This is a genomic window from Fischerella major NIES-592 (assembly GCF_001904645.1).
In the GTDB taxonomy this organism is placed as follows: domain Bacteria; phylum Cyanobacteriota; class Cyanobacteriia; order Cyanobacteriales; family Nostocaceae; genus Fischerella; species Fischerella thermalis.
Genome location: NZ_MRCA01000013.1, coordinates 69,722 through 94,266 on the forward strand (window position 1 = coordinate 69,722; position 24,545 = coordinate 94,266).

A 24,545-nucleotide genomic window follows, 5' to 3' on the forward strand; every position below is an offset into this window, starting at 1 on the left:
TGATTCAAATACTTTTCAAATTCAATAAAATGTTCTCTTAAACATATTTTTAAAAACCTATTCAAGAGATACGCCACCTGACAGATTGCATTAATTTGAAGTATCTTTATCATGATTAGGAGGACAAAAAATTTCACTTCTACTTAAAATTTGCGTTTCTCATTCCCTCCAAAAAATACCTAGAAAGTGACATCTAGAATATTTGTTCATGAGATTAAGAACAAATACTCTCTTTTCTTCACAAAGGATATCTAAATTTATGAATCTCACAAATAAAACCGTCCTGATCACAGGAATAGGTGGATTTATTGGCTTGCGAACTACAGAACTAGCGATCGCACGAGGAATGCATGTTAGAGGAATAGAAAATGACCCCAATAACGCCAAAATAGCCGAGAGTCTAGGCGCAACAGTGATTGTTGGTAGCATCTGTGATCCAGTTATCGCACAGGAAGCTTGTCAGGGAGTAGACATTGTTCTGCATACAGCCGCCCTTGTCAAAGAAGGAGGATCGCTCGAGGAGTTTCGTAATGTCAATGTTGGTGGTACTCTCAATATAGCCAGAGCAGCCATAAACGCTGGTGTCAAGACTTTTGTCCATCTTTCAAGCGTCATTGTATATGGCTTCACCTATGCCAATCAAATTACAGAAGATGGGCCACTCCGCAGCGAAAATAATCCTTATTCTTTGACGAAAATAGAAAGTGAAGCAGAAATATTGAAGCTGAATGCACCACCAGATTTTGGGGTGATCATTATCAGACCGACAGCTGTTTATGGGCCAAGAAGCAACCCTTGGGTTGTCCGTCCCCTTTCACTGATGCGCCAAAAAAGATTTGTCATACCTGATGCTGGAGGGGGAGTTATGAACCATTTATATATAGATAATTTAATCGACGGAATCTTCCTCGCTGTAGAAAAAGAGGCGTACGGTGAAGCTTTCAATATCTCTGATGGACAGGAAACCTCTTGGAAAGAATACTACACACGTTTAGCTGAAGCTGGAAACGTATCCGCGCCTTTATCTCTACCAGCACCAATTGTCAAGTCTTTGATTCGCTTAGAGTCGTTAAGAATGAGAATTCTGGGTAAACAACCTGTTATTTTCCCAGCAGCTGTAGATTTTTCCACCAGTCCTCATGCTTATTCCATCAAAAAAGCACAAACCCAGCTAGGATATGAACCGAAAATAACTCTGGAAGAAGGTATGGAATCTATACGGGAATGGCTAGAAGACACGGATACCCAGCCCTCAAATAACTAAAAGGAAATATAGCATTCTTAAATCATTCGTGAGAGACAAGGTCCCCAACTTTTCACCAGAAGCCGGGGATCTGGATCTTAGAATTCTCACAAATCATATAGGAGTAATACTGTTCATAATGGCTTTTCATGTTTGGTTACTCTTATCTACAAATTAAAATTTCAGTTTTTCGGATTATTTGAACAAAAAATTTTTTCAAACCCACTTTCACAGTGAACAGTGATTAATAACTGATAACTGTTCACTGCTCACTGTTCACTGATTTATCAACGGTATCACTCTTGCCACCCCAATGGCGGTTGAACAATCGTTTGTTCTGCCTTCCCAGCACCAACGCCAGGCTTGTCAACAATCTTCACTGTGCTGGCTTGGAGTCCTTCTTCACCGAGTTCCACAAAGCAATGCACACCCGTACCAATTTCTAAACGGTCAAAGTCATCATGAAGTACGCTGTTACGGTGGAAGTAGACTTCCTCACCATCTAAGGTTTTGAGAAAGCCGTAACCCTGTTCTGGAAATAACTTGATAACAAGCGCCGTTGTTTGTTGAGCGCTATCGTTAGTTCTGGATTTATCACTTTCACGCTGTTGTCTAGCGAGTTCTCGCAGCTGGCGAGTAGCTGCATGAAAAGCATCTCGAATTACCGCTTCTAAAGGTGGATACTGGTTAACATCTGGTGGATTGCTTTCCGCCACAAGTTCATGACCGGGGGGTACTGTCATATCAATTCGCACTCGGTACGGCGAGCCAGAACGGGGGCGATCGTGAATTTTTTCAATTACGATGTGACAGCTACTGATGTAATCACAAACTTGTTCCAGTTTGGCTATTTTTTCTTTAACTAGAGCATCAAGAGCATTTGTTTTATCTACGTTGCGATAAGTAATTTCTGGTGGAACCTTCATATCTGTGTTTATGAATGTACTGTTTCAGAAAGCGATTAGTAGTTAAATGCATGAGTGTCTTCACCGATCCTAAAAAGCTTAAAACTGCCTTACCTCTGGCTAATGGAAGGTGATGTTAAATTTAGGAATCTGCTTCCCACTAACAAATTTTAATACTGCCAGCACTTTAAATGTAAGTTTTGACCTGCTACAGCAACTGCACCAACATAATTATCAGCAGGTAATAGTTCAATTAAACTCCACTTTTCGTCAGTGATGAGTTTTGCTGGCTGTTCTGGAGTTAAAGAAATCTCTACTTTTTCTAATTGAACTAGTCCTACTCCTATTGCTTTTAAATAAGCTTCTTTACAAGTCCAGTAGCGGAAAAAAACCTGCTTTTGTTGTTCTGGGGGAAGCGATCGCACCACTGCATATTCTCTGGGTGCAAAGAACCTTTCGGCAAGGGCTTCGACATCACTCACTGAGCGTATGTGTTCTATATCTATACCAACCTGACGGTTACTACTGACAGCACATAAAGCCAAATCCTGAGAATGGGACAAGTTAAACGACAGACTACTATAACTGTATGTATCAGCTAATATTGGCTTTCCCCTGGTTTCATACGTAAATTGTACCGCTTGCGGTTCCACACCCAAGTAGCGACCCAAGATGGTGCGGAGGATACCCCGACCTGCAATAAAACGCTGTCGATGTTGCTCAAAATAAAACCTCTGAGCCCGAGCAATTTCATCACTGGAGAGGATTGTTTGGAGAGCTTGCAATTCTGATTCTGGTCGCGCCAGTTCAATTCGCCAGATATGCATTTCATCAGGCAACAAATTTAAATTGGTTGGTGCGGTTAACCACAAATGATTAGTCTCAGACCCCATCTTAATACCCTAAAAGGATTTTGGATTTTGGATTGAGAAACCAGAGGTTGAGCATAGGTTCTGTAAATTTATCGATCACCATCATTTTCCCAATAGTGGATGAAATTACGGTTTGGTCGCTTTGTTGCCGATACCATTCTAATGCGATTGGCTCAATCTGTTTAATCCACTCGTTTTTGCTGTCATTGGTTGACGTGCAAAGCAAAAGCTACTTCACTTTGTACTTTTCTACTTTCATCTTTGTACAATGGCGCAGCACCTCTTCAATCATCGCCGCCACCTCGCTGAAGGAACAAGTTTTGAGTTGGGAGTAAATGCATAGCTTGCTATAAACTATATAACGTAAGTTGCTAGTTATAGGGATGTATTCTGAGTTCTAACAACTGAGTTCTTTTTAACAATCAGTACTTGGAATGACATTTGCACTTGGCATGATTGAAGTTTATGGCGTTCCCGCAGCACTAGAAGCGGGAGACGCCATGTGTAAAGCAGCCCGCGTCACTCTTGTCGGGTATGAAAATACTGATTTGGGACGCATTACCGTGCTGATCCGGGGTAATGTGGAAGAGGTGAATGTCGCTGTAGCAGCAGGATTAGAGGCGGTATCGCGAGTTAATGGCGGCCAAGTACTCTCTTATCACCTTATCCCCCGTCCCCATGAAAATTTAGAATATGCTTTACCAATTCATCGCAGCACCAATGTTGAGCATCTCAGTGCGGATATTTCGTTTCCTCCACCCCTATCGGCGTAAGGAAACAGAAGAGAGGGTAAAACCCAAAGATTGGTGATATTCACTCTGTCTGGAAAATAGGGATTGGGGATTGGAAATCAACTTAACAGTAAACCCATAATCCATCTGTGTACATCTGTGTGCATCTGTGTTCGTTCAATCAACATTCATCAGACTTTACGATAAATCGTCAGTTTTTACTAATACCATTTCACAAAAAGCTTGATACAAATACAGCCCTGTAGAGACGCGATATATCGCGTCTTTACAAAAATTATGTGTATTGTGATTAACGTGAAATGGTATGAGCAGCAAGCGTGCTTGAAAATTTAAGGACTCAAATCCTCACTATAAACCTATTTACTCGGTAAAGAAAACTATCAATAATATTACTGAACTCACTTAGACAAATACAAGTGTAAAATTTGTTTTAAAATCTGCTATTTTCACTGATGATTGATTCCAAGCTTCTTAAGGAGCGTTACTTTGCTCAGCTAGTAGTGCTGTTGTTACTGCTACTCATATTGTTCGTAGGGGCAGTACCTGGATACCTCAAAGGAAACTGGCAATGGCAGCAACCTGCACCTGTCACTAACTTAAAAAAGTTAAAACAAATACGTCAGACAGGATTGACTATTCCTGGTTGGCAAACAATTGAACAAACAGAACAACCGATTGGCGAACAAAAGTGGTCTTTGCAACTAATTAAAAAGCTACAAACCAATACTGAGGCAATGTTACTGTTATTACCGCAGAATGGTCCAAGAAAGCAGCCACAAGTAGAATGGACAGAGATCAATAGTTGGGGTCGGTCACGCTGGGGACAGTGGAATATTGCTCAAAGCCGCTTAGTGGAATTTACTGTCAAGCAACCGCCAGCAAAGGTAAAAGCTGTGTTTTTTCGCGCTGCGACAACAGAACAAACTTTTGCTGTTCTGCAATGGTACGCTTGGCGCGATGGTGGCAATCCCTCAACTTTACAGTGGTTGTTAGCAGATCAGCTAGCCCAATTACAAAAGCAACGTGCTGCTTGGGTTGCTGTTAGTATCCTTTTACCGATGGAACCTTTGGGAAAAATTGATACATTTTGGTCTGAGGTCAAGTCTATCGGCGAAACAGTACAGGCTACTTTAATGACAAGTGTTTTATGAATGAGGCTTAATGTAAATTAATACTATGGCAAGAATCCTTGTTAAATAAAATACATTACACATACAATTACGTATGTCTTAAGTTAAAATAGCCGCTTGCAGCTTTGCAGCCAGACAATGGCTACACAGCTTCAATTTAATTGTTGATAATTTCTACTGTTTATATGCGTGCATTCAGCACATTGTACTTATTTAGTTTTGAAGTCAGTATTTTTTTTGCAACACCTGTAATACCTGTTGTTGCTCAAGCGCCACTTCCTGCTTCCACAGCAGATATTGAATTTACTCAATTGGGTGTTGGTAGCAATGAAATATCACCCCAACTGAATCGCTATATTTTAGGACCAGGAGATATCATCACTCTTCAAGTTCAACGTCCTCCTGGCCCCTACCGTTTAGGGCCAGGAGATGTAATTAGCGTTGCGATCGAGCGTTTTCCAGATTTAGGTTTTCAAGCTTCTGTCAATCCCGAAGGAAAGATTACTGTTCCTCTTTTAGGAACTGTATCACTACAAAATCTAACTTTAGCAGAGGCACAAAATAAGATTCGCTCGTTATTCAACACTTATGTTATCGATCCTATAGTGACTTTATCGCTGGTGTCGCAGCGACCGGAGTTAAATCTTTCACTCGCAATCAATCCAGAAGGTAATGTTGTTTTACCTCAAGTTGGCACAGTATCTTTAAAAGGCTTGAGTTTAGAAGAAGCTCAAGAAAAAATCCGCTTATTACTCGATCGCATTACACCGGGTCAAGTTGTTGCTGTATCATTAGCATCACCTCGGACAGTACAAATCACTATTAGTGGTGAAGTATCCAGACCAGGAATTTATCCTATAAGTTCGCCAACGCCTCGTGTTGCTGATGCTCTCCTACTAGCAGGGGGTTCGACAATGATGGCAGACCTGCGACAAGTACAATTGCGGCGCAAGTTAATTGATGGTTCAATAATTACCCAAAATATAGACTTGTATAGTCCTTTACTCAATGGTGAAGCCGCACCTAACATCCGCTTGCAAGATGGAGATGTGATCGTTGTCATGCGTCGCGACTTTGCTAATGATGACAATTATGATCGCAATCTTATTGCTCGTTCTTCTTTAGCTCAACCCCAGATACGAGTGCGGGTGTTAAATTATGCTACCGGCGGACTAGTAACGCAAACATTGCCGAATGGTAGTAATTTTGTTGATGTTTTGTCAGGAGTCAACCCTAATTTTACCAATATCCGGGACATTGCCTTGGTTCGCTTTGACCCAGAACAAGGTAAAGCGATCACTCAGAGATTAAACGGTAAAAAGGCCTTAGCTGGAGATGCAACTCAAAACGTGCCACTTCAAGATAATGATGTTATCGTTATTGGTCGAAACCTGATTGGTAAAATTACTAACCTCATAAATACTCTTACTCAGCCCTTCTTCAGTATTCAGAATTTTCTCAACTTCTTTGAGACTTTTGGTAGTAGCAGTGGAGGGAAGTAGAGGTGGGGAGATGGGGAACTCACCAGCCCCTGGTGGAGATTAGGGGCAATGGGGGAGTATGAGGAGTATGAGGGGTAGAGGAATAACCACTAACCACTAACCACTAACTACTAACTACTAACTACTAACTACTAACCACCAACAACTAACAACCAACAACCAACCAACATAGTCATGACGCCACCGATTGTTAAACGCTACCTAATAGCTTTTGAAAAGTATAAGTGGATGGGCTTAGCCAGTTTCACTTTGGTTGTAGTCGGTTCAACGGTGGTGGCTATGCAACCAGAACCACCTGCCAGTTACATTGCAGAAGCCGCACTCACCTACTCTAGTCCTCCGGTTTTATTCTCTGTGACTGGGGGTGAAATTCAACAACAAGGTCAAGAATTAACTCAAGAAACCTTGCTATCAGACCAAATTGTTGAGGCTGTGGCAACAAAAGTCAACGTTAAACCCAAACAAATTGGTCAAAATGTGGCTCTGAGTGTACCTGCAAAAAGCAAGCCAGGAGAAGAACCAGCATCCACACTTATTGAAATTAAATATAAAGATTCCAATGAAAAGCGAGCTAAGGAAACAGTGCAGTTATTGATGGAAGCCATGATTAAGTTGAGTGGTGAAATCAATACCAGACGATTAAATGCAATTATCAAGAAAATCAACGAACGCTCTCCCGAGATAAAACAAGATTTACAATTAGCAGAGAAGAAATTAGAACAATACGATCGCATTGAAGGCCCAGCATTGCTAGCTGCGGAAAATGGCAGTTTGCTGACTGCAATTACCAGTAGTCAAAGTCAACAACGACAAATTCAATTGACGCTTTCTGGAGTAAATGCCCAAATTCGCAGTTTACAGAAAAAGTTGGGGTTGAATAGTAACGAAGCTTATGTTTCCTCAGCTTTAAGTGCTGATCCGATTATTGCTAACTTGCGATCGCAAATCTATCAAGTCGAAAGCCAAATGGGAGTCCTTGCCAAACAAGGCGCACGTCCGGAATTACCCCAAATGGTACAATTGCAGCGTCAAAAAGATGCTTATGAGCAATTATTGCAACAAAGAGGCGTTGAAGTAGTCGGTGGTGGGGGTGCGGCTGCTCCTCTAGCTGGTTCAATTATAGATATTCGTTCCCAAAGTAACTTAGACCCCGCTCGTCAACAACTTGCCAACCAGTTAGTAGCTTTACAAACTCAGTATGAGACATTGCAACAGCAGCTAATTTCCTTGAGGCAAGACGAAGAACGATTACGACAAATGTACGCTTTGATACCTAACAAGCAGCTGGAGCGATCGCGTTTAGAACAAGAGGTAACACTCAAAAAAGCCATCTACGACAAAATGCAGGCAAAGCTGATTGACGCTCAAGCAGCAGAAGCAGAAACCGTCAGTAGCCTCAGTGTAGCAAAAGTACCTGTAGTTACTGCCGATATAAAACCTCCTAAGAGTGTGCCAACTACCCTCGCAGTTGGTGGATTCTTAGGATTAATAGTAGGTGGTGGGGTGATATTTTTATTAGGCTCCCTAGAAGGTACTTTCAAAACCAAAGAAGATATCCGCAACAGTCTAAAACAGCGAGAAGTAGCCTTATTGGGAGAATTGCCTTTAATGCCCGTAGAGGACTTGTCCGCCGACGAAGTCCCAACAATACTTTCTGTATATTCCCCGTATTTGGAGTACTACGAAAAGTTTCGGAGTAATCTACGTCGCCTGGGTGGCAAAAATTTAAAGGTAATATTAATTACTAGTGTCAGTAGCCGCGAAGGTAAAACTGTGAGTGCTTATAACCTGGGCATAGCTTCCGCTCAGGCTGGCAAACGTACCTTAATTATTGAAACAGATTTGCGATCGCCTTCTCGCAGTCCATCGCTAAAAGTGACGATTGACTCCAATGCTAATATAGAACCTCTGCGTTATTACGGTAGTTTGAGTGAGTGTATCCGCTTAGTTCCGGATATAGAAAATTTATACATAGTTCCTAGTGTTGGCCCAGTAAGTCAGCCTGCTGCCATCCTTGAATCTAGTGAATTGCGCCGCTTAATTGAAGATGCCCGCGAACGCTATGATTTAGTGATTATCGATACTAACCCTATCAGTTTATGCAACGATGCCTTATTAATCCAGCCTTATAGCGATGGCATTATCCTAGTCACCCGACCACACTATACACAAGAAAACATGCTTGGTGAAGTTGTAGATGAATTGGTTGAATCAGAATTAGGGTTAGTAGGAGCGATTATCAATGGTGCTGATATCTCTGTTCCTCAGCTTGTAGAATTAGTCTCTGCATCAGGGGAAAAATCAGGAGAAAAAGCAGAAGTATCTGCTGGAACTGTACAAAATTGACTGGCGACCTTAAACGCAGAGGATCGCAAAGGAGGGCGCAAAGGAGGGCAGAGTTTTGCTATAAATATAATGCAATTTTACAACCATGCTCATCTGTGTTCATCTGTGTTCGATTTCTAAAACACAAATTTTGTCACAGCATAAATTCATAATTAGAGTAAACAGCAGCTTGACCGCAATACCGATCATTCTCATCCAATAAATTCCAAAGAATACCATCTTTAATATAAAAACGTTTACCAGTACTGCTAATCCGCACACCAGAAAAATTGCTAAAACCCTTGCTAGCTGTTTCCGCTAACAATCGACTACGCTCCTGTTGTACAACCTCTTCAGCGGTTTTCCGTGAAGGCATTTTAGTAAAATCCTGCCACGAAAGTTCCCATAGTTCCAAGGCTTTGCGATTACCATAGTTAAAAATAGGGTCTGGTTCAGTACCGTGAGAAACTAAAGCAAAAGGCGCTGCAAACATTGCTTGGGCTATTTCTTGTGCAGAACCATTCACATATAGTAAAGAACGTCCTGTCCAATACTCAAAACTACGTAATAGACGTAAGCTGTGGCGAATCACAGTTTCTTGCTGCCAAGGAAGTTGGATGTTATTGGTCATAGATATTACAGTTGCACAATTGCCTGATTATTTCGCAACTTATATATAGATAGTAATACGGCTACTTAACCCTAGCTTCTAGTTCCTCACTCTTATCCCTTAAATATGAATCCAACTATATTTCATCTTGCTTTTCCTGTTTCTGATATTGCCCAAGCAAAAGCATACTACGTTAATGGTTTAGGCTGTATCCCTGGTCGGGAAAATCGTCATGCTCTCATTCTCAATCTTTACGGTCATCAATTGGTGGCTCATGTTACTAAGGAACCCCTAACACCCCAACGTGGTATTTATCCGAGACATTTCGGATTAATTTTTACCTCGCAAGACGATTGGCAATATTTACTCTTGAGAGCGCAACAGTATCAGCTACGGTTCAGAGAAGAAGCTAAGCATCGTTTTGTTGGTACTCCCCTGGAACATTCCACTTTTTTTTTAGAAGACCCGTTTTATAACTTAATGGAATTTAAGTATTACCGTGATTATGAAGCGATTTTTGGAAATGCGGAGTATCAACAAATTGGCGATCGCTGAGGTGAGGAGTTACGCTAACTGCGTTCCTTTGCGTTTAAAAATAAACTTAAACATTTGGGATAGACCACTGGCTTTGTTGGGATTGATGCAAAATATTATAGGATCAGCCCACAGGTATCGGGAGGAAAAATGAGGGCGCAAGAAGTAATGGGAAACGTTGACGAAAACGGTACACTCTGCTTAGATGAACCGCTAACGGTACAAAAGCATAGTCGCGTTAAGGTGATTATGCTGTTTGTGGAAGATGATATGGATGAAGATGATGAATCAAAAGAGTCTGTATTAAACAGTCTTCGCACTTCATTGCAAGAAGCAAAAGCTGGAAAAACCAGACCTGTTTCAGAACTCTGGGATGGAATTGATGCAGAGTGAACCATCCTTAGTTCAAGTTAATTTTACAGATGAATTTCAGCGTTGTCTACGTACCCTATCCAAAAAGTATCGTCACATTCGGTCTGATATTCAGCCGATAATTGCACAACTGCAAGCAGGAGATTTTGTTGGTTTTTTTGTATTAAATATACCGTAGCACTTACCAGCTTTTCGGTAAAAAACCAAGGTATTTAATGCAATCTTAAGCGTATACAATGACACAATACACAAACGCCTAAAGTTCAGGCGATCGCAACCCCAAATATAATTAACTACCTCAGTGAAGTCGCAAACATTACTATTAGCCATTACCACATTAATTCTCACCTCTCCCAGCCATGTAACCCCAGCGTTATCGATTCCTTCTGGCTTTCAGCCGATTGTGAAAGATACTAGTGTTGTTATATTCGAGTAATTACGCTCGACAAATCGATGGATCTAGGGTGTTGAAAGACTTTGGTGCTAGTGTAGAAGCGATGCTGGATGGTGGTGGTAGTACTGGAATAATTGTTGATGGCCAGGCTTTGATTTCTACGAATCGTCCCATACCTCATGCGATCGCAGTCTATGCTGGCAAGTAGAATGGAAAATTTCGGGTGTTGTGATTATCGAACACAGATGCACACAGATGCACACAGATGGTTTTTTATTATTGGTTGCAAGAGTAGTTGCTGTCTGGGCGATCGCATTTCTATTAAACTAAAAAATGACCGTCAAACCATCTGACTCCCATGCAGCTACTGAAAACAACCGACCAAAATTTTTCTAACCAATTCCAAGCATTTGTCAACGAACGCAGGGAAGCAACGGTTGATGTTAGTGGCACTGTTAAAGAAATTATCGCTGATGTCAGAGCGCGTGGTGATGCCGCAGTCAAAGAATATACCACCCGTTTTGACCGCTACAGCCCTGAATCTTTTCGTCTGAGTGATACTTTTGTTACTCAGCAAGCTGCCCAATGTCCCCAGGAAGTCAGGGCGGCGTTGGAAGTTGCTGCTGAGAGAATTACTGCTTTTCATCAAAAACAGCTACCCCAAAATATAGCCTACACTGATGAAGTTGGGGTAAAACTTGGCTTAAATTGGGTAGCTTTAACAACAGTTGGGATTTATGTACCAGGTGGAAGAGCAAGTTATCCCAGTTCCCTGCTGATGAATGCACTGCCTGCTAAAATCGCTGGCGTAGAGCGGATTGTGATGACAGTGCCAATGCCCAATGGTGAAATCAATCCGGCAGTATTGGCAGCAGCTCAAGTAGCAGGTGTTACAGAAATATATAGTATTGGTGGAGCGCAGGCAATAGCAGCTCTTGCCTATGGTACAGAAAGCCTTGTTCCTGTTGATAAAATTGTTGGGCCTGGCAATGCCTATGTTGCGGAAGCAAAACGTCAGGTATTCGGTAGAGTTGGTATTGACAGTATTGCTGGCCCATCTGAAATTTTGGTAGTAGCAGATGATCAGAATCATCCAGAATGGATTGCTTGGGATTTGCTATCACAAGCAGAACACGACCCCAGCGCTCAATCTATATTAATTACTGACTCAGAAACTTTTGCCCAAGCTGTGATCACGGCGGTTGAACAAATTCTTAAAACCCTATCTACTCAAGCTGTAGCTAGTAAAAGTTGGGAAAATCATGGTGCGGTAATTGTTGTCAGTGATTTAGCCGAAAGTATTTCTCTACTGAATCGATTAGCACCAGAACATGTGGAATTATGCGTAGACGAACCACAACAGCTTGCCAACCAGATTCGCTGTGCTGGTAGCATGTTTTTAGGACGCCATACTCCAGAAGCGATTGGTGATTATGTCGGTGGTCCCAATCACGTTTTACCTACAGCACGTTCAGCCCGCTTTGCTTCTGGCTTGAGTGTATATGATTTTATGAAGCGGATTACTTCTTTACAATGCGATGAACAAGCATTACAAACCATAGGCAAAGCAGCAATTAGCCTCGCCCAAGCCGAAGGTTTACCAGCTCATGCAGGTAGTGTGGCGGTAAGGTTAGGTTGAAGGGTTAGTGGTTAGTGGGTAGAGACGCGAGGAACATCGCGTCTGTACAATAGTTGTTAGTGGTTATTTCTCCACTCCTCACACTCCACCCTTATGGGAAGCCGCTACGCGTCTACACACTCCTCACACTCCCCACCTCCCCACCTCCCCACCTCCCCACCTCCCCCTCAAACAGCCAAAAAAGTTAAGTTATTTGTACTCCACTTGGGAATTAGGTGTAAACGTGGTGATGTATTAAGTATGAATCAAGCGATCGCTGATCAGTAATTAGATTGCATCACCCTTAGGAGGTGGCTATGGAAGGTATTCTATTTACAATTTTGTTAGCAGTTTATTTAGTAACCGTGAAGAAGCAGCTAACACAAGAGAAGTCTTCAGCAAATGAAGATACAAACGTGATTATTGCTGAAAAATAGTTATTTGACCACTTTCGGTCAAACAACTATTCAATTAACTATGATTTTCCTATGGGTAAAGCACTTGCGCGACAAACTTGTAGAAGCGAACATTAGCCGCATCACAAATGTTTTACCCTAGCTTCTAATTGCGCTTTAGTGCCAAACCTTAGCCTAGCTTGAAAATAGCGATCAGGGATTAACTAAACAGCAAACTCATAATCCATCGCTGTACATCGCCTTGCACGGTGTTCGTTTTTTGCTTGTTCTTTCATCCCCTCATTGTGGGCGCGAGCCTCCGTAAGGAGGAGCTAGGCTGACGCCTGTGGGAGTTTAAGTACCTACACATCATTACACATCATTCAAACTCTACAATTTCACGCAAAGCTGTACTTTAGATACTTTCAACTTGATATTTACCAGCAAAAATCATCTTTTAGTGTGCAACATCTTACGCTGTTACTGTGACAAATTTTGTAGAAGTCAACCAGAGGCTAGCAACAGCATACTTGACAAATACTGATTCTTGTTTAGCATTGCAAGAACTTTTCAGTTCCACTGTTTTTGTTTCGTCTTTTACCAACCTAGCCTGATAATTATATTGTGAGCCATCAGGTTTTTCAAAAATTAACTCAGCCCGAATTATTTTTTTATCCGCACTTTGTTCGATCATTCTGCCTGCTACTTTATAGTTAAACCAATCCCATCCATAACGCAACATCAATTCTCTTTCCATAACTTGAATCGAACTTGGCAAGATTCCCCAACCACGATAAGCTTTTTCCAAAGATTGAATATCGCCAGTACGAGTCACAATCGACTTAAATAAATCTTGATTGAGATTACCGTAATATCTCCCGTCTGGAAAGTCTATGCAAGTTGGTGCAAACCGATGTCCACCAAAATGGCTAGATTTCCAAATCCGTACATTATCTAACTTCAAATCAGCAACAATATTTGTAGCATGAAAGTGAAAAGGATTACCGTATCGAGAGCAGCATTTATCGTGACTACCGTGGGTACATATGAGAATATCTCGTGTTGAATTTGTATCTAATTCATAACCTCCAGAGTTTCTACTCCATAAATATTTCTTAATTGCTGCTGCTGCTTGCTGGATATTTTCTAATTTGTACTCTCGCTTAGAGAAACCATAAGTCAGCCCTTCTTGTTGTTGATAAATCAAGAGGGTTGTACTATCTGATTTATGTGATAAATTATTAGCAATTAATAAAAATTTAATTGGTAATTTTGCACGTTGGACTTCTTCTACCAAAGTTCGTAAATTTTCTGGAACCCAGCGAGAATGAAAGGCTTCTGCTGCCCAAGGAGTTGGACACTCAATTAATACATAAGTTTGGTGATTGCCAACACTACCAATAATATCTTCTCCTGCGGTACGGGAGTTATCGGAACAAAAGAAAGTGTTCATTGAAGCGTAATGATGGGTGTAATTAGGGAACAAATCATATTACCAAAAGAGATGGTATTTTTAGTTACAATCTCTCTGAAAAAAACTGCTTGCTAATTTAATTAACCAAAAAATTATGTCCTAATTAGCAAACAAGAGAAAGCAGGAATAATTGCTATCTTCCAGCAGAATCATGGTAGCCACTTTATAACATTAATTATCGCTAAGGTCTGTGCTGTAAATATTTTTTTCATAAATTGTTTGAAAAAAATCCTCCTTTGTTGCAAACAGAGATTGTAAAATTGCTCAGTGTTGAAAAGCAGACTTTATTAAACTTGTTTTGGCAATAAAAGTAGCCAAATTTATATTTGTTGGCTTTATGTAATGGGTACTGTCATCAAGCTTTTCTTGATGTTTGTACCTTTGATCTCATCAATGTTCAAAAAATTATGAGTACATTGATTCACTTGCTTGGTAAATACAATTACTGATTTACCTGGGAAGTTATTGGTTAAGAAAATTTCCCCAATATCTAATTCAAATATATATTGAAATTGTTTCATCTTGCAAATTTTTATCAACAAAATTCCAAAAAATAAAAAGCACAAAAAACAGAGCCAAAGTTAATGTTTTTAACTTGAACTCATATATTTTAAGGCTACTAAAGATCTTAACAATTACTTATTGATTAAAACACAGCCACAAAAAGTATTTTTACTCAACACTTTAGTCTGATTCAATCAATATGTGATGCTTCTCCACCTCCTGTTAATAACTTGATTTATATGTACAAACAAGCATCTGCCTCAAATTTAACTTATGTTAATCTTGGTTGCAAGTATTTTTTAATACATATGGCTTTGTCTATGTTTTAGATAGTGCTAAGGCTTTGTTAAATCAAGATTAACATGGGTTTAAGGGTAGAAGAGGCTAATATCATTTATGCTTGCACATCCTAATCTAAAAGATAAAAATTATCAATACATAAGCAACCAGATGGACATAAATAAAAATCAACTGTTTTTTAGTAGGATTTCAGATAAATTGTGTTAATTGCCATGAAAGTGGCGATATTCTAGCAATAAGATGATTTAGTCTCTAGGGCGATCGCCTGTTTTTGTCCATAGAAGTTACTATGGTGTACATAGAAAAATAAAATGATTTGTTGCTATGGCTAGGGCAACCTTCCAATTTTACGCAGAATTGAATGATTTTCTGCCACCTGACAAAAGGCAGGTGAGAATAGAGCATTTTTTTGGAGAAAGAGCATCCATCAAGGACATGATAGAAGCTTTGGGTGTTCCCCATCCTGAAGTTGATTGTATTGAAGTGAACGGAGAATCGGTTGATTTTTCTTACATTGTTCAAGATGGAGACACGATCAATGTCTATCCTGTTTCCACAGTAGCAGAAACTCCTATTTTGAGACGGGTACGACCAAAGCCGCTAAATGTCATCCGCTTCGTGTTGGATATTCATCTTGGCAAATTGGCATCATCTTTGCGACTATTAGGCTTTGATACGTTATACCAAAATGATTATGATGATCCCGAATTAGCAGCAATCTCTAGCTCTCAAAACCGCATTCTGTTAACACGCGACAAAGGTCTTTTGATGCGAGGTGCAGTTACTTATGGTTATTATGTCAGGAATACTGACCCACAAAAACAAATTGTTGAAGTATTACGACGTTTTAATTTGTTTGAATTAGCATCGCCTTTTAAACGATGTCTGCGTTGCAATGGGGTCTTACAATCTGTGGATAAGCAAGCTGTTATTGATCAGTTACCAGATACTGTGGTGTTGTACACTGATGAATTTCATCGCTGTCAGAACTGCGCTCAAATATATTGGAAAGGCTCACATTATGAACGATTACAAAAATTTATTGATGGTGTACTTGATATAAATGGTTAATAGTTGATTGTTGTTTGGAACAATCAACAACCAACAAACAACAAACAAAAAAACGTGAGTATAATTTTAGCACTTGATTTTGGTGGCACTAAGCTAGCAGCAGCGATCGCACATGCTGGTTCTCAAGAGTGGTTGGGTTACGAGCGTCGTTTGTCACCAGTCAATGCTGATGTTAGCACTGATTTGGAGATTATGCGATCGCTGATTCATTCTCTGTTACAAGGAGAAAAACCAACGGCGATAGGTGTTAGTTTTGGTGGGCCTGTGGATGCCAATACAGGTACAGTCAGGTTGTCACATCATGTCCCTGGTTGGGAAAATATACCTTTGCGACAGTTGTTGGCGGAGGAATATGGTGTAGCTGTTGGTGTTGACAACGATGCTAATGTGGCGGCGTTGGGTGTGGGTATTGGCAATGTGGCAAATTTGATGAATCCGCAGAGGTTTGTTTTAGGTGAGAGTGTGACGAAGGCGGGGGAAGGATATTGGCAGGTGATTCGTCAGGTGGCGCAACAGACGGCTTTACCAGAGATTAATTTTGAGGTTGTCCCAGCAGGGTTGGGTGACGATGCACCATTGTGGGGTGCAGTGGCCCTAGCTTTAGATACTGTAGAAGCAAGTCAAGGAAGATAGTCTACAATTCCTGTTAGCTAGTAGGGTGCGTTACGACTTTCAGCCTAACGCACCGCCAGACTCTAAATTTTTCACTAAAACCATGTCTTTACCATTAACCTACCTAACTATTGATGAATACCTCCAATTAGAACAATATAGTGAGGTTCGCCATGAGTATCTTGGTGGTCAAATCTTTGCTATGTCTGGCGGTAGCAAGGAACATAATACAATTACACTAAATATTGCCAGTAGACTACGTTCACATTTGCGAGGTGGTTCCTGTAGTGTGTTTATGGCTGATATGAAAGTCAGGATAGAATTAGCAAACCAAAATAACAATATATTTTATTATCCTGATGTGGTTGTTTCTTGCGATTCCCAAGATCAAGACCGCTATTTTTTAAATTATCCTTGCCTAATTATAGAGGTGCTATCACCAAGTACAGAAGTCACGGACAAGCCAGAAAAACTTGTTAATTACCAAGAATTAGAAAGTTTACGGGAATATGTATTAGTTTCCCAAGATGATATAAAAGTAGAAGTTTATCGTAAAGATTCTCAAGGACATTTGTTACTGGAAATTTTAGGCAAAGAGAATGAATTAAGTTTAGATTCTGTTGGCTTAAGCTTGACAATGGCGGATATTTACGAAGATGTTTTAAGTATTTAGGGTGGACATTACATGTCACAATCAAAGTTTTACACTCCAAGATCTAAAATCCCAAATCCAAAATGGTAGAAGATGGACATTTTAGTATCCAGATACGGCAGGGGTAATGGTATGCTGGCATGGTTGATTGTTAACTTGTCTTTTGCAGAACTTTTAAAGCCCATTTGTAAAGCGATCGCACCAACAGTTTATCTGTCAATTTCTACATCACACTGCGACTTTTACCCCTGCTTAGGAATAACCATCGTCGCCGCAGGCACAGGTACTAGTTTACGTCCGTCCTGTTCAATCACTTTGGATGCTAATATCTGTAAAATTTCTTGGCGTTGTTCAGGTGAAAGTTGACCTGAGTCAGCTTGACAGAAGAAATCCATCAGTAATTTTCCTGCCGGGGAATTTTCTTCAAAACAAAGTTTAACATCGATATATTCTGGATAGCTTTCTAATGTATACGATAACCCAAGCCCTTCAACTATCGCCTGCATTTCTTGCATTTGTAGCATTTCTGTAAAGCCTTGTCCTGTGAGAGCAGCATACTTGAAGATGGTGTCAAATATCACCGCGTCGATAGTATCAAGAGTGATGATCAAAAAGCCATTGTTTTTAAGCATCTCGATTGCCTGTTGCACAAGCCATTTCTCTTGACCAGGCATGTGATACATAGAATGGGTATAATGAATGATATCGAACTGTTCATCTGTCTGAAACTGGTCGATTTTTTCCGAGTAAAGCTTCAAGTCAACATCAGCAAATTCTGGCACATTGATTTTTTGCTCATAGCGCTGTCGGTGTAGATGATTTGGCTCAACAGCCACGTAACGAAGCGTTAATTCTTTTGCTAATTGCTGCTTGAGAGTACGTATTACTTGTACATCAAAATCACCGGGTCCAGCCCCTACACTTAACACTGCTACTTGTGGGGGCTGCGGTTTTAGGTATTGTTGCATGAAATCGAGGGCTACCTGACGATTTACCTCCCAGTTTTCCAGGAAAACTTGGTAGCTTGCATCATAGATTTCATACATCTTGATTTCGAGTTCTGTAGGGTAAGTCACAACCGTTTTTCTTATACTGCTATTGTCGTGGTTATTCTCAGCGATGAGCTGTCAGCAACAATTTATTTGGATTATTCGGAACCACTCTTACACCAAGCAAGATTCAGTCCAAAAATTCATAAGGTGGAGCTTGATGTCATCACCTCTAGTTAACAAGGCTTAATTCCGTAAATCACTGATGGTATAAACTGGAATCCGTATCGATCGTCATATGCGCGATAGAAAATTATAATAGTCGCATAGCCTTGCCATTGACAAAAAGTCTCAAATAGTGCGCTATTGAGTGTGACCAAAACATGTTCCAAGGTTTCCAGCTTTTCCCATTGTTTGGGTAGCGGAGGTGGATTCCAAACAGCCAAGTCTTCTGGCGTAATTGGGAAATATTCCAACTCTCCGCAGCGGCACTCGACTTTGTACTGACCTCTATGTGGGCAACATCGGATTTCTATAAGTCCAGTATCCTTAAATTTCTGAAATCTAGCTATCCTTTGTTTGCAGTAATAGAGGATTTCCTCTACTGCTGTGGGAAGCATAATCTTTAAAATTACTGTTAAGCTTGTATACAAGTAAATAATAAATTTATAATCAACAAATATTTTGTATCATAAATTACAAAATCTCCTGTTTTCACCTAAAAATGTAAAAATTATATACTTGTCAATTTAAAAATAATATTATTGCAAAAATAAGTATATTTGAATACAAAAAATCTAGATTTAGATATTTTAATGTAAATATAGTTTACAAATAAACGAATTTATAGAGTTCAAGAATATGAGTAAAGAAAGTATTGGAGATCAAGAAGCACTAAGGGAGATGCTCCACTTCTTCCAAAATAAATTGGGAGCAACGCAGGTGGAACTCTCAGAGGGAATGGGTGTTAGCCGACCAGTTGTGATTAATTTTTTGAATAAGGACAAGAAGCAACGGTTGCCGGTTGACCGTGAAGGTTTGATCAGACTATGCGAAAGTCTGCAAAATGGTAAGGCATCTAAGAGGAAATCAAAAACAGAGGTTGAAAAAATAACAGAACAAGTCGAACCAAATTCCAAGGAACTACGAAGGTTATTGAAAGATATTGGAGTGGACGAGTTACTGGAGTCAGCCGGCTTTTTACCAGAAAAAACCAAAATTATTCGCGTGACTTCAGAAAGGTTTTTTCAAGTTGCTCAAGTAGTTGCATTGCTCGAGTTTTTGGATTTTGAAGATTTACTATCCACAACTCAAGAGTTCTTGGCGATCGCAACTAATAAAATAGCCATTGCAAGTAAAAAGTCTTCTGTTGAGTATTCTGAGTATGGAAATGATGATTCTCTAGGGCATTTGATTGAGGAGTTACGCACATCTTACCCAACTTTGGGCTTAAAACTGAGGCTGGAAGTAATTGACAAGCTACAGCGAACCTGGAAAAAACTCAAAGCCGGAGGAAAGACAAAGTTTACCCGACAAGAGGCGATCGCGCTTTTTTTGAGTATTATCATCAAGGAGCAAATGCCTAAAGATGTGGCTAACCTGCGGATTAGAGTTCAAAAGCTAGAATTCCAAACTTTATCTCGATATATCAATGCAGAAGAGGAATATAGCGATTTATACCATCGATTCGTACAGATAGGTCATCAGGCAGAGTGTGATCTGAATACTCCAGGTTTATGCTCAACAATGCAACTACAGGCAAAATCCCTTGATTCGCTTACTCCAGTGATTATGGCGATAGTGACTTGTAGTTTTAGTCATGATGGTAAATCCTCAGAGCCAATTGAATGGATGTATACTTCTGGCAACACAATCGTAGAGAATGCTATTGGTGCTTGTAGCCTACACATGGGTTTGACAGAGGATATAGCTAACGTCAGCACATCAACAAAAACCCTAGACAGCACAATTGATTCCCTAGTTGAAACAACGGTAATTCTCGGAAATAAGCAACAGTATCAGGGAATTTGGGTAGATCGAGACTCAATTATCACTATGCTGCAAGCGATTATTTACGCTGCCAAGCAATGGTTGGTAGATCAGAACACAAGTGGGAAACTTGATATAGAAATCTACGGTTCAGCATGCAAAGCTCTCTCTGAGTTGAGGAAACGATTAACTAGAGCAAGGAGAGCTTTTCAAAAATTTCAGTTTCTTGATCAGGAGTGTCAGCCTGCTGAAATTAAGAAAATTGCTGATACAGCCAGGGATGAATTGAAGAAAATTCCCAAGGAGAATATTTATTTTTCGTATCGACTCAACTTCTATCGCTGCTATTTTCTCGCAAGACGCTTAGAGCTAAGACTGTCAAATTTTCAAGGTAACATTAGTAACGCACAACTGATCATTGAAGAAATTAACCAAGTCCTTGAGGAAGATCAGAAAGTAAAACAAGAGCTTGTTCCCATACTCGCTCTAATTCAGTCAGAAGTCTACTTGTATAAGCTTTCCTGTGGGCATGATCTAGATTTATTTTCCCAGAGCAAAAGGAGCAAGTGGCTGGGATTGGAAGCATGGGACAGTAAAATTAGAGGTGCAATTAAACCAGGATCTTGCTACGAAGATCCCGGTTGGGATGTTTATTTAGCCTTGTCTGAAATTTATGGCAATGTGGCGCGGATAGAGTTTTACCTTAGTGATGACAAAAGTACACTCACTAAAGCCGCAGAATATTTTCTCCGAGCAGCCCACTACGCATTACGTATTGGTTTAGCTCAGCGAGCGTCTCGATGGCTAGCTTTTACAGGACGAGCCTGGGTCAGACTTGGAGATGGGAATTTGCCAAGACAGGCATCCAAGTTGGCTGATAAACTTGCTAAAACTGATTTAACAGCTGGTCATAGTCAAAATTTTTGCCAAGCTGTCCTTTCAGAAATTTATTTGCTTGATGGAGAATATTTGCTCTTTATTCAAGATGACGCTACCAAAGCTTTAGAGTATTTTTTAGAGGCACTTAAGGGAGCTGTATATTTGGGCTTGAATCGTCGGATTTGTGATGCACTCTTCAATATTTCGAGATGCTCAAAGAAGCTTGGTAACTTCAGCACTAAGGAGGGACTTAGCAGGGTCTTCAAGTCAGAAGATCACTACTTAACTGAATCAAACAAAAACAAACTGAATCCGATGAGTAACAACACCTCCGAGAAAGTTTTAGATTTGCTATGTAGTCTATGGAGTAGAGAAGATAATCCTACTTGGTTTCAAGTGCGGGCTGAATTTTCCGAACTCGCTGCTCAAATTTGGCAAGGATGGCATCTTGATACTAAGCCTGAAGCAACAACAAAACACCCGATCGCCGAGCGTATTGAAAGCGGATCTTGGCTTTGTCAAGTTACATGAACTGCTCCACGGCGTAGGTGAATAGGTACATACATGCCACAGTTCGTATTATTGTAGAAGCCGGGCGATCACATCAAAGTCATTGACTACGATCTCACCATTAACAACTCTACTAACTTCTCAGTAATTGGAAAACCTGTCTGTCTTTCAAAATGGAGAAACATCGGACTAGGATTGGCTTCTAAAAAAACATACTCACCCGCAGGATTTTGCCGCCAATCGATCGCTGTCCATTCTAGATATAATGCTTTGGCAATGTCTTTACACTGCTGTTGAATTTGTTTTGGCAATTCCACCGGAATTAATTCCGCTTCTATATCTGTGCGAAAGTCTAAATCATGACTGCGAATCTCCGCTGCATAAACAGAATCACCAATTACATAACTGCGAACGTTAGTTCCAGGGATATACTCTTGTAAGGTAACAGGAGCAACACTCAAAGCTAAATTTAGTCGCTTCGGTTCTAACAGAGATTCAGCTAAAGTTTGAGTATGAGCGCCACCGTATACAGGCTTGAAAATGGCTTTTTTGTAAGATTTAGCAAACCTGATTACTTCTTGTGGATCATTGGTAATCAGGGTTTGGGGAATTTTGACACCTAAAAGATGAACTTGGCGGAGTTGTAGGGGTTTTTCCTTATGAAATTGATACGCTTCCCAAGAGTTCACCCAACGCGCTGGACATGCTTTGAATAATGTTCGCAGCACACTCATAGAATCATTGAAGGCGATGTTCTGTTGATGGGAATCTTCTAGAGAAGGAATACCAACGCTACCCAAGCTACGCCAATAAACACTGTGAATATCTTGAAAATCTAATTGATGTTCTGGAGATAACTTGAGAGAACTGAAAACAGAATTTGGTTCCCAAGATATTTTTAGTTGACTGGGAAACATCCGAGTATCTAAATAATCTACAGTTACTCCTGCCTGTGTCAAAACATTCTTCATATGCACAGCATGAGCATCTGAAGAATTACCCAAAATTAAAATATTCATAGTGGTCGTATTAAATAGTTTTAGTTCGTAGTGAGCGTAAAACGCTCACTAAATCATGTACTCTGTTCTAGAAACCCCCTTCTTCCCCAATAGCTTGGGTGGTGACTGTATCACCTCCTTCCTCGCCAATAGCTTGGGTGGTGACTGTATCACCTCCTTCCTCGCCAATAGCTTTGGTGGTGACTGTATCACCTCCTTCTTCACCAACAGCTTTGGTGGTGACTGTATCACCTCCTTCCTCGCCAATAGCTTGGGTGGTGACTGTATCACCTCCTTCTTCACCAATGGCCTGGGAAGTGAATAATCCAGAGTCAGCAATTTTCTTTACTTCCCGGTTATTGACATGTTGAACATGCACAATCATATTTTCCAATTTATGGAGTTCAAGTTGAAACGGGTGAACGTAATAATGCATAAGTGTGATCTGAAATCAAGTATTACTAATTGAAGATACAAAGAAGAATGTCTTGATTTCTGAATAATTACAGAGGACTCTCAAGCAAGCTAGGTACACCTCGAAGAGTCTTCTTTCCTATTGCAAGAGTGCCTATTGCCCGTCGCCACGCGTAAATTCGTTAATCAAATCAAATTACTATAGCCAAAAGTAAAAGGTAAAAGGTAAAAGTAACGGCAAGTTTTTTTACTTTTACTTTTTACCTTCATGTTTTTCCTAGCATTGGATACAAGTCATAAATGATACCATAAATTTTCAAAGAGCATCAAGCGTCAAAAATGTTAAAAAACCACAGAAATATCTGCATTATTCGCTCAAATACAACCTTTTACTACCCAATCTAAACTAGATTCAAATTCCGTACTCAAGCCACGACCTTTACAAGCGACCGATACCGTAAGATTAATTAGGACTGTCGGTATCATTGAAGCAAAAGATATTTAACAGGCGAAGCAGACCTTTGGATCGCTGATTCTTAAGTACCTACACAATAATTATTTCTCTATTGCCTTGTGGTAGCAGCGATCGCACTCATCAAGAGCTTCATGAAACTTACCTCCAGAACGTGCAAATTCCTGTGTCAACAGAGCAACCCAAATTCTGAGGCGTTGTTGTGTTAACTCAGGTTGTTTATCTTGATCTAGTGCTTTACCGTCATGCACTGCACAAAATTGATTTTCTAAGTCGGATCGATAATCGGACAGATGGTATTTTCAGGTATTTCAGAAACCGATTCCCAGCCTGAAAGCAGCCCTTCTAACTCCAACTTCAACACTTGTAGCTGTTCGATTTGGTATGCGATCGCAGCAATTTTATCATTCAGTTTTGCTTTAATGTGGTCGCAGGGCAAGTCCCCTTGGTCATGCACATCCAGCAACTCTTTAATCTCTAACAAGCTCAATCCAAGGCTCTGAGCGCGCTTAATAAAGCTGAGGCGGGCAAAAACATTTGAATTAAATAACCGAAATCCACCTTCAGTCCGATCCGAAGCCTTGAGCAACCCCAGTTCTTCGTAGTAACGAATTGTTTTGATCGGAATGCCACTTTCTTTAGCAACTAAACCGATTTGCTTCAGTGTTTCTTGGGCTAACATAATTAACTCCTACTTGTATTATACCCACCATCAATGGTAATTGTTACCTACTGAACACCCTGCTTTGATCGTGCTTTTTGCGATTTTGGCTTACTCAGCAGAAACCACCATAACTCCAGTCCGATCAATCCTAATCCGCCAACTGTAACAGCTGCTTTTGCCCATAAGGGTTGTTCAATACGACGGAACTGACTGGTTTGTTTCGTTTGAGATGGTTGCATCTGTTCGTGGGACATTTGTGCAACTGTTTTGTTAGAAGTAACTCCAAACACCAATCCCAAACTTGCAACACTGCCAATAATTGCTATTTTGTTCATTATTTAAACATCTCCGTTGGTCAATCGCAA

The 24,545-nt window shown here is 40.4% G+C and carries 24 protein-coding genes; 14 read left to right on the plus strand and 10 right to left on the minus strand.

Annotated elements, in window-relative coordinates:
- The first annotated feature begins 259 nt into the window (after positions 1-259).
- Positions 260-1,264, plus strand: a complete 1,005-nt coding sequence (locus NIES592_RS19290; RefSeq protein WP_073556609.1) for an NAD-dependent epimerase/dehydratase family protein — start codon at positions 260-262, stop codon at positions 1,262-1,264.
- Positions 1,265-1,539: 275 nt separating this feature from the next.
- Here NIES592_RS19290 and NIES592_RS19295 read toward each other — a convergent pair whose 3' ends face one another.
- Both NIES592_RS19295 and hetI read right to left on the minus strand, forming a co-directional pair.
- Positions 1,540-2,169, minus strand: a complete 630-nt coding sequence (locus tag NIES592_RS19295; RefSeq protein ID WP_073556610.1) for an HPF/RaiA family ribosome-associated protein — start codon at positions 2,167-2,169, stop codon at positions 1,540-1,542.
- A 149-nt stretch (positions 2,170-2,318) separates the two neighbouring features.
- Positions 2,319-3,041: a 4'-phosphopantetheinyl transferase HetI gene (gene hetI / locus NIES592_RS19300; RefSeq protein ID WP_073556611.1), complete on the minus strand. Its 723-nt coding sequence runs from the start codon at positions 3,039-3,041 to the stop codon at positions 2,319-2,321.
- A gap of 413 nt (positions 3,042-3,454) precedes the next feature.
- Between hetI and NIES592_RS19305 the strand changes: the two genes are divergently transcribed.
- The 4 genes from NIES592_RS19305 to NIES592_RS19320 all read left to right on the plus strand — a co-directional run bounded on the left by NIES592_RS19305 (position 3,455) and on the right by NIES592_RS19320 (position 8,750).
- Positions 3,455-3,793, plus strand: a complete 339-nt coding sequence (locus NIES592_RS19305) for a carbon dioxide-concentrating mechanism protein CcmK (RefSeq protein ID WP_062247981.1) — start codon at positions 3,455-3,457, stop codon at positions 3,791-3,793.
- Between the two features lie 431 nt (positions 3,794-4,224).
- Complete coding sequence (locus tag NIES592_RS19310) at positions 4,225-4,923, plus strand: cyanoexosortase B system-associated protein (RefSeq protein WP_062247980.1); 699 nt, start codon at positions 4,225-4,227, stop codon at positions 4,921-4,923.
- Positions 4,924-5,087: 164 nt separating this feature from the next.
- Complete coding sequence (locus NIES592_RS19315; protein ID WP_073556612.1) at positions 5,088-6,404, plus strand: polysaccharide biosynthesis/export family protein; 1,317 nt, start codon at positions 5,088-5,090, stop codon at positions 6,402-6,404.
- A gap of 174 nt (positions 6,405-6,578) precedes the next feature.
- A complete protein-coding gene (locus tag NIES592_RS19320) occupies positions 6,579-8,750 on the plus strand; it encodes a GumC family protein (protein WP_073556613.1) in 2,172 nt (723 codons plus the stop codon).
- Between the two features lie 133 nt (positions 8,751-8,883).
- Here the strand turns inward: NIES592_RS19320 and NIES592_RS19325 are convergent, their stop codons facing one another.
- The gene (locus NIES592_RS19325; RefSeq protein ID WP_073556614.1) at positions 8,884-9,360 is read right to left on the minus strand and encodes an MEKHLA domain-containing protein; all 477 of its coding nucleotides are present in this window, start codon (positions 9,358-9,360) and stop codon (positions 8,884-8,886) included.
- A gap of 105 nt (positions 9,361-9,465) precedes the next feature.
- Between NIES592_RS19325 and NIES592_RS19330 the strand changes: the two genes are divergently transcribed.
- The 5 genes from NIES592_RS19330 to hisD all read left to right on the plus strand — a co-directional run bounded on the left by NIES592_RS19330 (position 9,466) and on the right by hisD (position 12,278).
- The gene (locus tag NIES592_RS19330; protein ID WP_073556615.1) at positions 9,466-9,894 is read left to right on the plus strand and encodes a VOC family protein; all 429 of its coding nucleotides are present in this window, start codon (positions 9,466-9,468) and stop codon (positions 9,892-9,894) included.
- 129 nt (positions 9,895-10,023) lie between these two features.
- Positions 10,024-10,266 carry a type II toxin-antitoxin system RelN family antitoxin gene (locus tag NIES592_RS19335; protein ID WP_073556616.1) on the plus strand — a complete coding sequence of 81 codons (243 nt, stop codon included), beginning with the start codon at positions 10,024-10,026 and terminating at the stop codon, positions 10,264-10,266.
- Positions 10,256-10,423 carry a hypothetical protein gene (locus NIES592_RS25380; protein WP_178379588.1) on the plus strand — a complete coding sequence of 56 codons (168 nt, stop codon included), beginning with the start codon at positions 10,256-10,258 and terminating at the stop codon, positions 10,421-10,423. Before NIES592_RS19335 ends, NIES592_RS25380 begins: the two co-directional genes overlap by 11 nt.
- 238 nt (positions 10,424-10,661) lie before the next feature.
- Complete coding sequence (locus NIES592_RS25610; protein WP_102207098.1) at positions 10,662-10,847, plus strand: hypothetical protein; 186 nt, start codon at positions 10,662-10,664, stop codon at positions 10,845-10,847.
- 150 nt (positions 10,848-10,997) lie between these two features.
- The gene (hisD, locus tag NIES592_RS19340; protein ID WP_073556617.1) at positions 10,998-12,278 is read left to right on the plus strand and encodes a histidinol dehydrogenase; all 1,281 of its coding nucleotides are present in this window, start codon (positions 10,998-11,000) and stop codon (positions 12,276-12,278) included.
- Between the two features lie 846 nt (positions 12,279-13,124).
- Here hisD and NIES592_RS19345 read toward each other — a convergent pair.
- A complete protein-coding gene (locus NIES592_RS19345) occupies positions 13,125-14,105 on the minus strand; it encodes a sucrase ferredoxin (protein WP_073556618.1) in 981 nt (326 codons plus the stop codon).
- Positions 14,106-15,254: 1,149 nt separating this feature from the next.
- On the opposite strand from NIES592_RS19345, the gene NIES592_RS19355 reads away from it, so the two are divergent.
- The 3 genes from NIES592_RS19355 to NIES592_RS19365 all read left to right on the plus strand — a co-directional run bounded on the left by NIES592_RS19355 (position 15,255) and on the right by NIES592_RS19365 (position 17,286).
- Positions 15,255-16,001 (plus strand): Mut7-C RNAse domain-containing protein, encoded by a 747-nt coding sequence (locus NIES592_RS19355; protein WP_073556619.1) that lies wholly within the window; start codon positions 15,255-15,257, stop codon positions 15,999-16,001.
- 54 nt (positions 16,002-16,055) lie between these two features.
- On the plus strand, positions 16,056-16,634 hold the full coding sequence (locus tag NIES592_RS19360) for an ROK family protein (RefSeq protein WP_073556647.1): 579 nt from the start codon (positions 16,056-16,058) through the stop codon (positions 16,632-16,634).
- An 82-nt stretch (positions 16,635-16,716) separates the two neighbouring features.
- Positions 16,717-17,286 carry a Uma2 family endonuclease gene (locus tag NIES592_RS19365; protein WP_073556648.1) on the plus strand — a complete coding sequence of 190 codons (570 nt, stop codon included), beginning with the start codon at positions 16,717-16,719 and terminating at the stop codon, positions 17,284-17,286.
- A 221-nt stretch (positions 17,287-17,507) separates the two neighbouring features.
- On the opposite strand, the gene NIES592_RS19370 is transcribed toward NIES592_RS19365, so the two are convergent.
- Complete coding sequence (locus NIES592_RS19370) at positions 17,508-18,341, minus strand: methyltransferase domain-containing protein (protein ID WP_084552354.1); 834 nt, start codon at positions 18,339-18,341, stop codon at positions 17,508-17,510.
- 774 nt (positions 18,342-19,115) lie between these two features.
- Between NIES592_RS19370 and NIES592_RS19380 the strand changes: the two genes are divergently transcribed.
- Positions 19,116-21,653, plus strand: a complete 2,538-nt coding sequence (locus NIES592_RS19380) for a hypothetical protein (RefSeq protein ID WP_073556620.1) — start codon at positions 19,116-19,118, stop codon at positions 21,651-21,653.
- Positions 21,654-21,739: 86 nt separating this feature from the next.
- On the opposite strand, the gene NIES592_RS19385 is transcribed toward NIES592_RS19380, so the two are convergent.
- The 5 genes from NIES592_RS19385 to NIES592_RS19400 all read right to left on the minus strand — a co-directional run bounded on the left by NIES592_RS19385 (position 21,740) and on the right by NIES592_RS19400 (position 24,515).
- Positions 21,740-22,651: an MvdC/MvdD family ATP grasp protein gene (locus tag NIES592_RS19385; RefSeq protein ID WP_073556621.1), complete on the minus strand. Its 912-nt coding sequence runs from the start codon at positions 22,649-22,651 to the stop codon at positions 21,740-21,742.
- A gap of 67 nt (positions 22,652-22,718) precedes the next feature.
- The gene (locus NIES592_RS19390; RefSeq protein WP_256678175.1) at positions 22,719-23,015 is read right to left on the minus strand and encodes a hypothetical protein; all 297 of its coding nucleotides are present in this window, start codon (positions 23,013-23,015) and stop codon (positions 22,719-22,721) included.
- A 584-nt stretch (positions 23,016-23,599) separates the two neighbouring features.
- On the minus strand, positions 23,600-23,767 hold the full coding sequence (locus tag NIES592_RS25390) for a hypothetical protein (RefSeq protein WP_009458901.1): 168 nt from the start codon (positions 23,765-23,767) through the stop codon (positions 23,600-23,602).
- Positions 23,768-23,784: 17 nt separating this feature from the next.
- Positions 23,785-24,198 (minus strand): heavy metal-responsive transcriptional regulator, encoded by a 414-nt coding sequence (locus tag NIES592_RS19395; RefSeq protein WP_009458899.1) that lies wholly within the window; start codon positions 24,196-24,198, stop codon positions 23,785-23,787.
- Positions 24,199-24,245: 47 nt separating this feature from the next.
- Positions 24,246-24,515 (minus strand): hypothetical protein, encoded by a 270-nt coding sequence (locus NIES592_RS19400; RefSeq protein ID WP_062247961.1) that lies wholly within the window; start codon positions 24,513-24,515, stop codon positions 24,246-24,248.
- Between the last annotated feature and the right edge of the window lie 30 nt (positions 24,516-24,545).

Coding starts and splice junctions, on each gene's coding strand:
- NIES592_RS19295 (WP_073556610.1), bottom strand. CDS start 2,169: ATGAAGGTTCCACCAGAAATTACTTATCGCAACGTAGATAAAACAAAT.
- NIES592_RS19365 (WP_073556648.1), top strand. CDS start 16,717: ATGTCTTTACCATTAACCTACCTAACTATTGATGAATACCTCCAATTA.
- NIES592_RS19380 (WP_073556620.1), top strand. CDS start 19,116: ATGAGTAAAGAAAGTATTGGAGATCAAGAAGCACTAAGGGAGATGCTC.
- NIES592_RS25380 (WP_178379588.1), top strand. CDS start 10,256: ATGCAGAGTGAACCATCCTTAGTTCAAGTTAATTTTACAGATGAATTT.
- NIES592_RS19310 (WP_062247980.1), top strand. CDS start 4,225: ATGATTGATTCCAAGCTTCTTAAGGAGCGTTACTTTGCTCAGCTAGTA.
- NIES592_RS19335 (WP_073556616.1), top strand. CDS start 10,024: ATGAGGGCGCAAGAAGTAATGGGAAACGTTGACGAAAACGGTACACTC.
- NIES592_RS19330 (WP_073556615.1), top strand. CDS start 9,466: ATGAATCCAACTATATTTCATCTTGCTTTTCCTGTTTCTGATATTGCC.
- NIES592_RS19355 (WP_073556619.1), top strand. CDS start 15,255: ATGGCTAGGGCAACCTTCCAATTTTACGCAGAATTGAATGATTTTCTG.
- NIES592_RS19395 (WP_009458899.1), bottom strand. CDS start 24,198: ATGTTAGCCCAAGAAACACTGAAGCAAATCGGTTTAGTTGCTAAAGAA.
- hetI (WP_073556611.1), bottom strand. CDS start 3,041: ATGGGGTCTGAGACTAATCATTTGTGGTTAACCGCACCAACCAATTTA.
- NIES592_RS19305 (WP_062247981.1), top strand. CDS start 3,455: ATGACATTTGCACTTGGCATGATTGAAGTTTATGGCGTTCCCGCAGCA.
- NIES592_RS19325 (WP_073556614.1), bottom strand. CDS start 9,360: ATGACCAATAACATCCAACTTCCTTGGCAGCAAGAAACTGTGATTCGC.
- NIES592_RS19390 (WP_256678175.1), bottom strand. CDS start 23,015: ATGATTGTGCATGTTCAACATGTCAATAACCGGGAAGTAAAGAAAATT.
- NIES592_RS19400 (WP_062247961.1), bottom strand. CDS start 24,515: ATGAACAAAATAGCAATTATTGGCAGTGTTGCAAGTTTGGGATTGGTG.
- NIES592_RS19315 (WP_073556612.1), top strand. CDS start 5,088: ATGCGTGCATTCAGCACATTGTACTTATTTAGTTTTGAAGTCAGTATT.
- hisD (WP_073556617.1), top strand. CDS start 10,998: ATGCAGCTACTGAAAACAACCGACCAAAATTTTTCTAACCAATTCCAA.
- NIES592_RS19290 (WP_073556609.1), top strand. CDS start 260: ATGAATCTCACAAATAAAACCGTCCTGATCACAGGAATAGGTGGATTT.
- NIES592_RS19320 (WP_073556613.1), top strand. CDS start 6,579: ATGACGCCACCGATTGTTAAACGCTACCTAATAGCTTTTGAAAAGTAT.
- NIES592_RS19345 (WP_073556618.1), bottom strand. CDS start 14,105: ATGAACACTTTCTTTTGTTCCGATAACTCCCGTACCGCAGGAGAAGAT.
- NIES592_RS19385 (WP_073556621.1), bottom strand. CDS start 22,651: ATGAATATTTTAATTTTGGGTAATTCTTCAGATGCTCATGCTGTGCAT.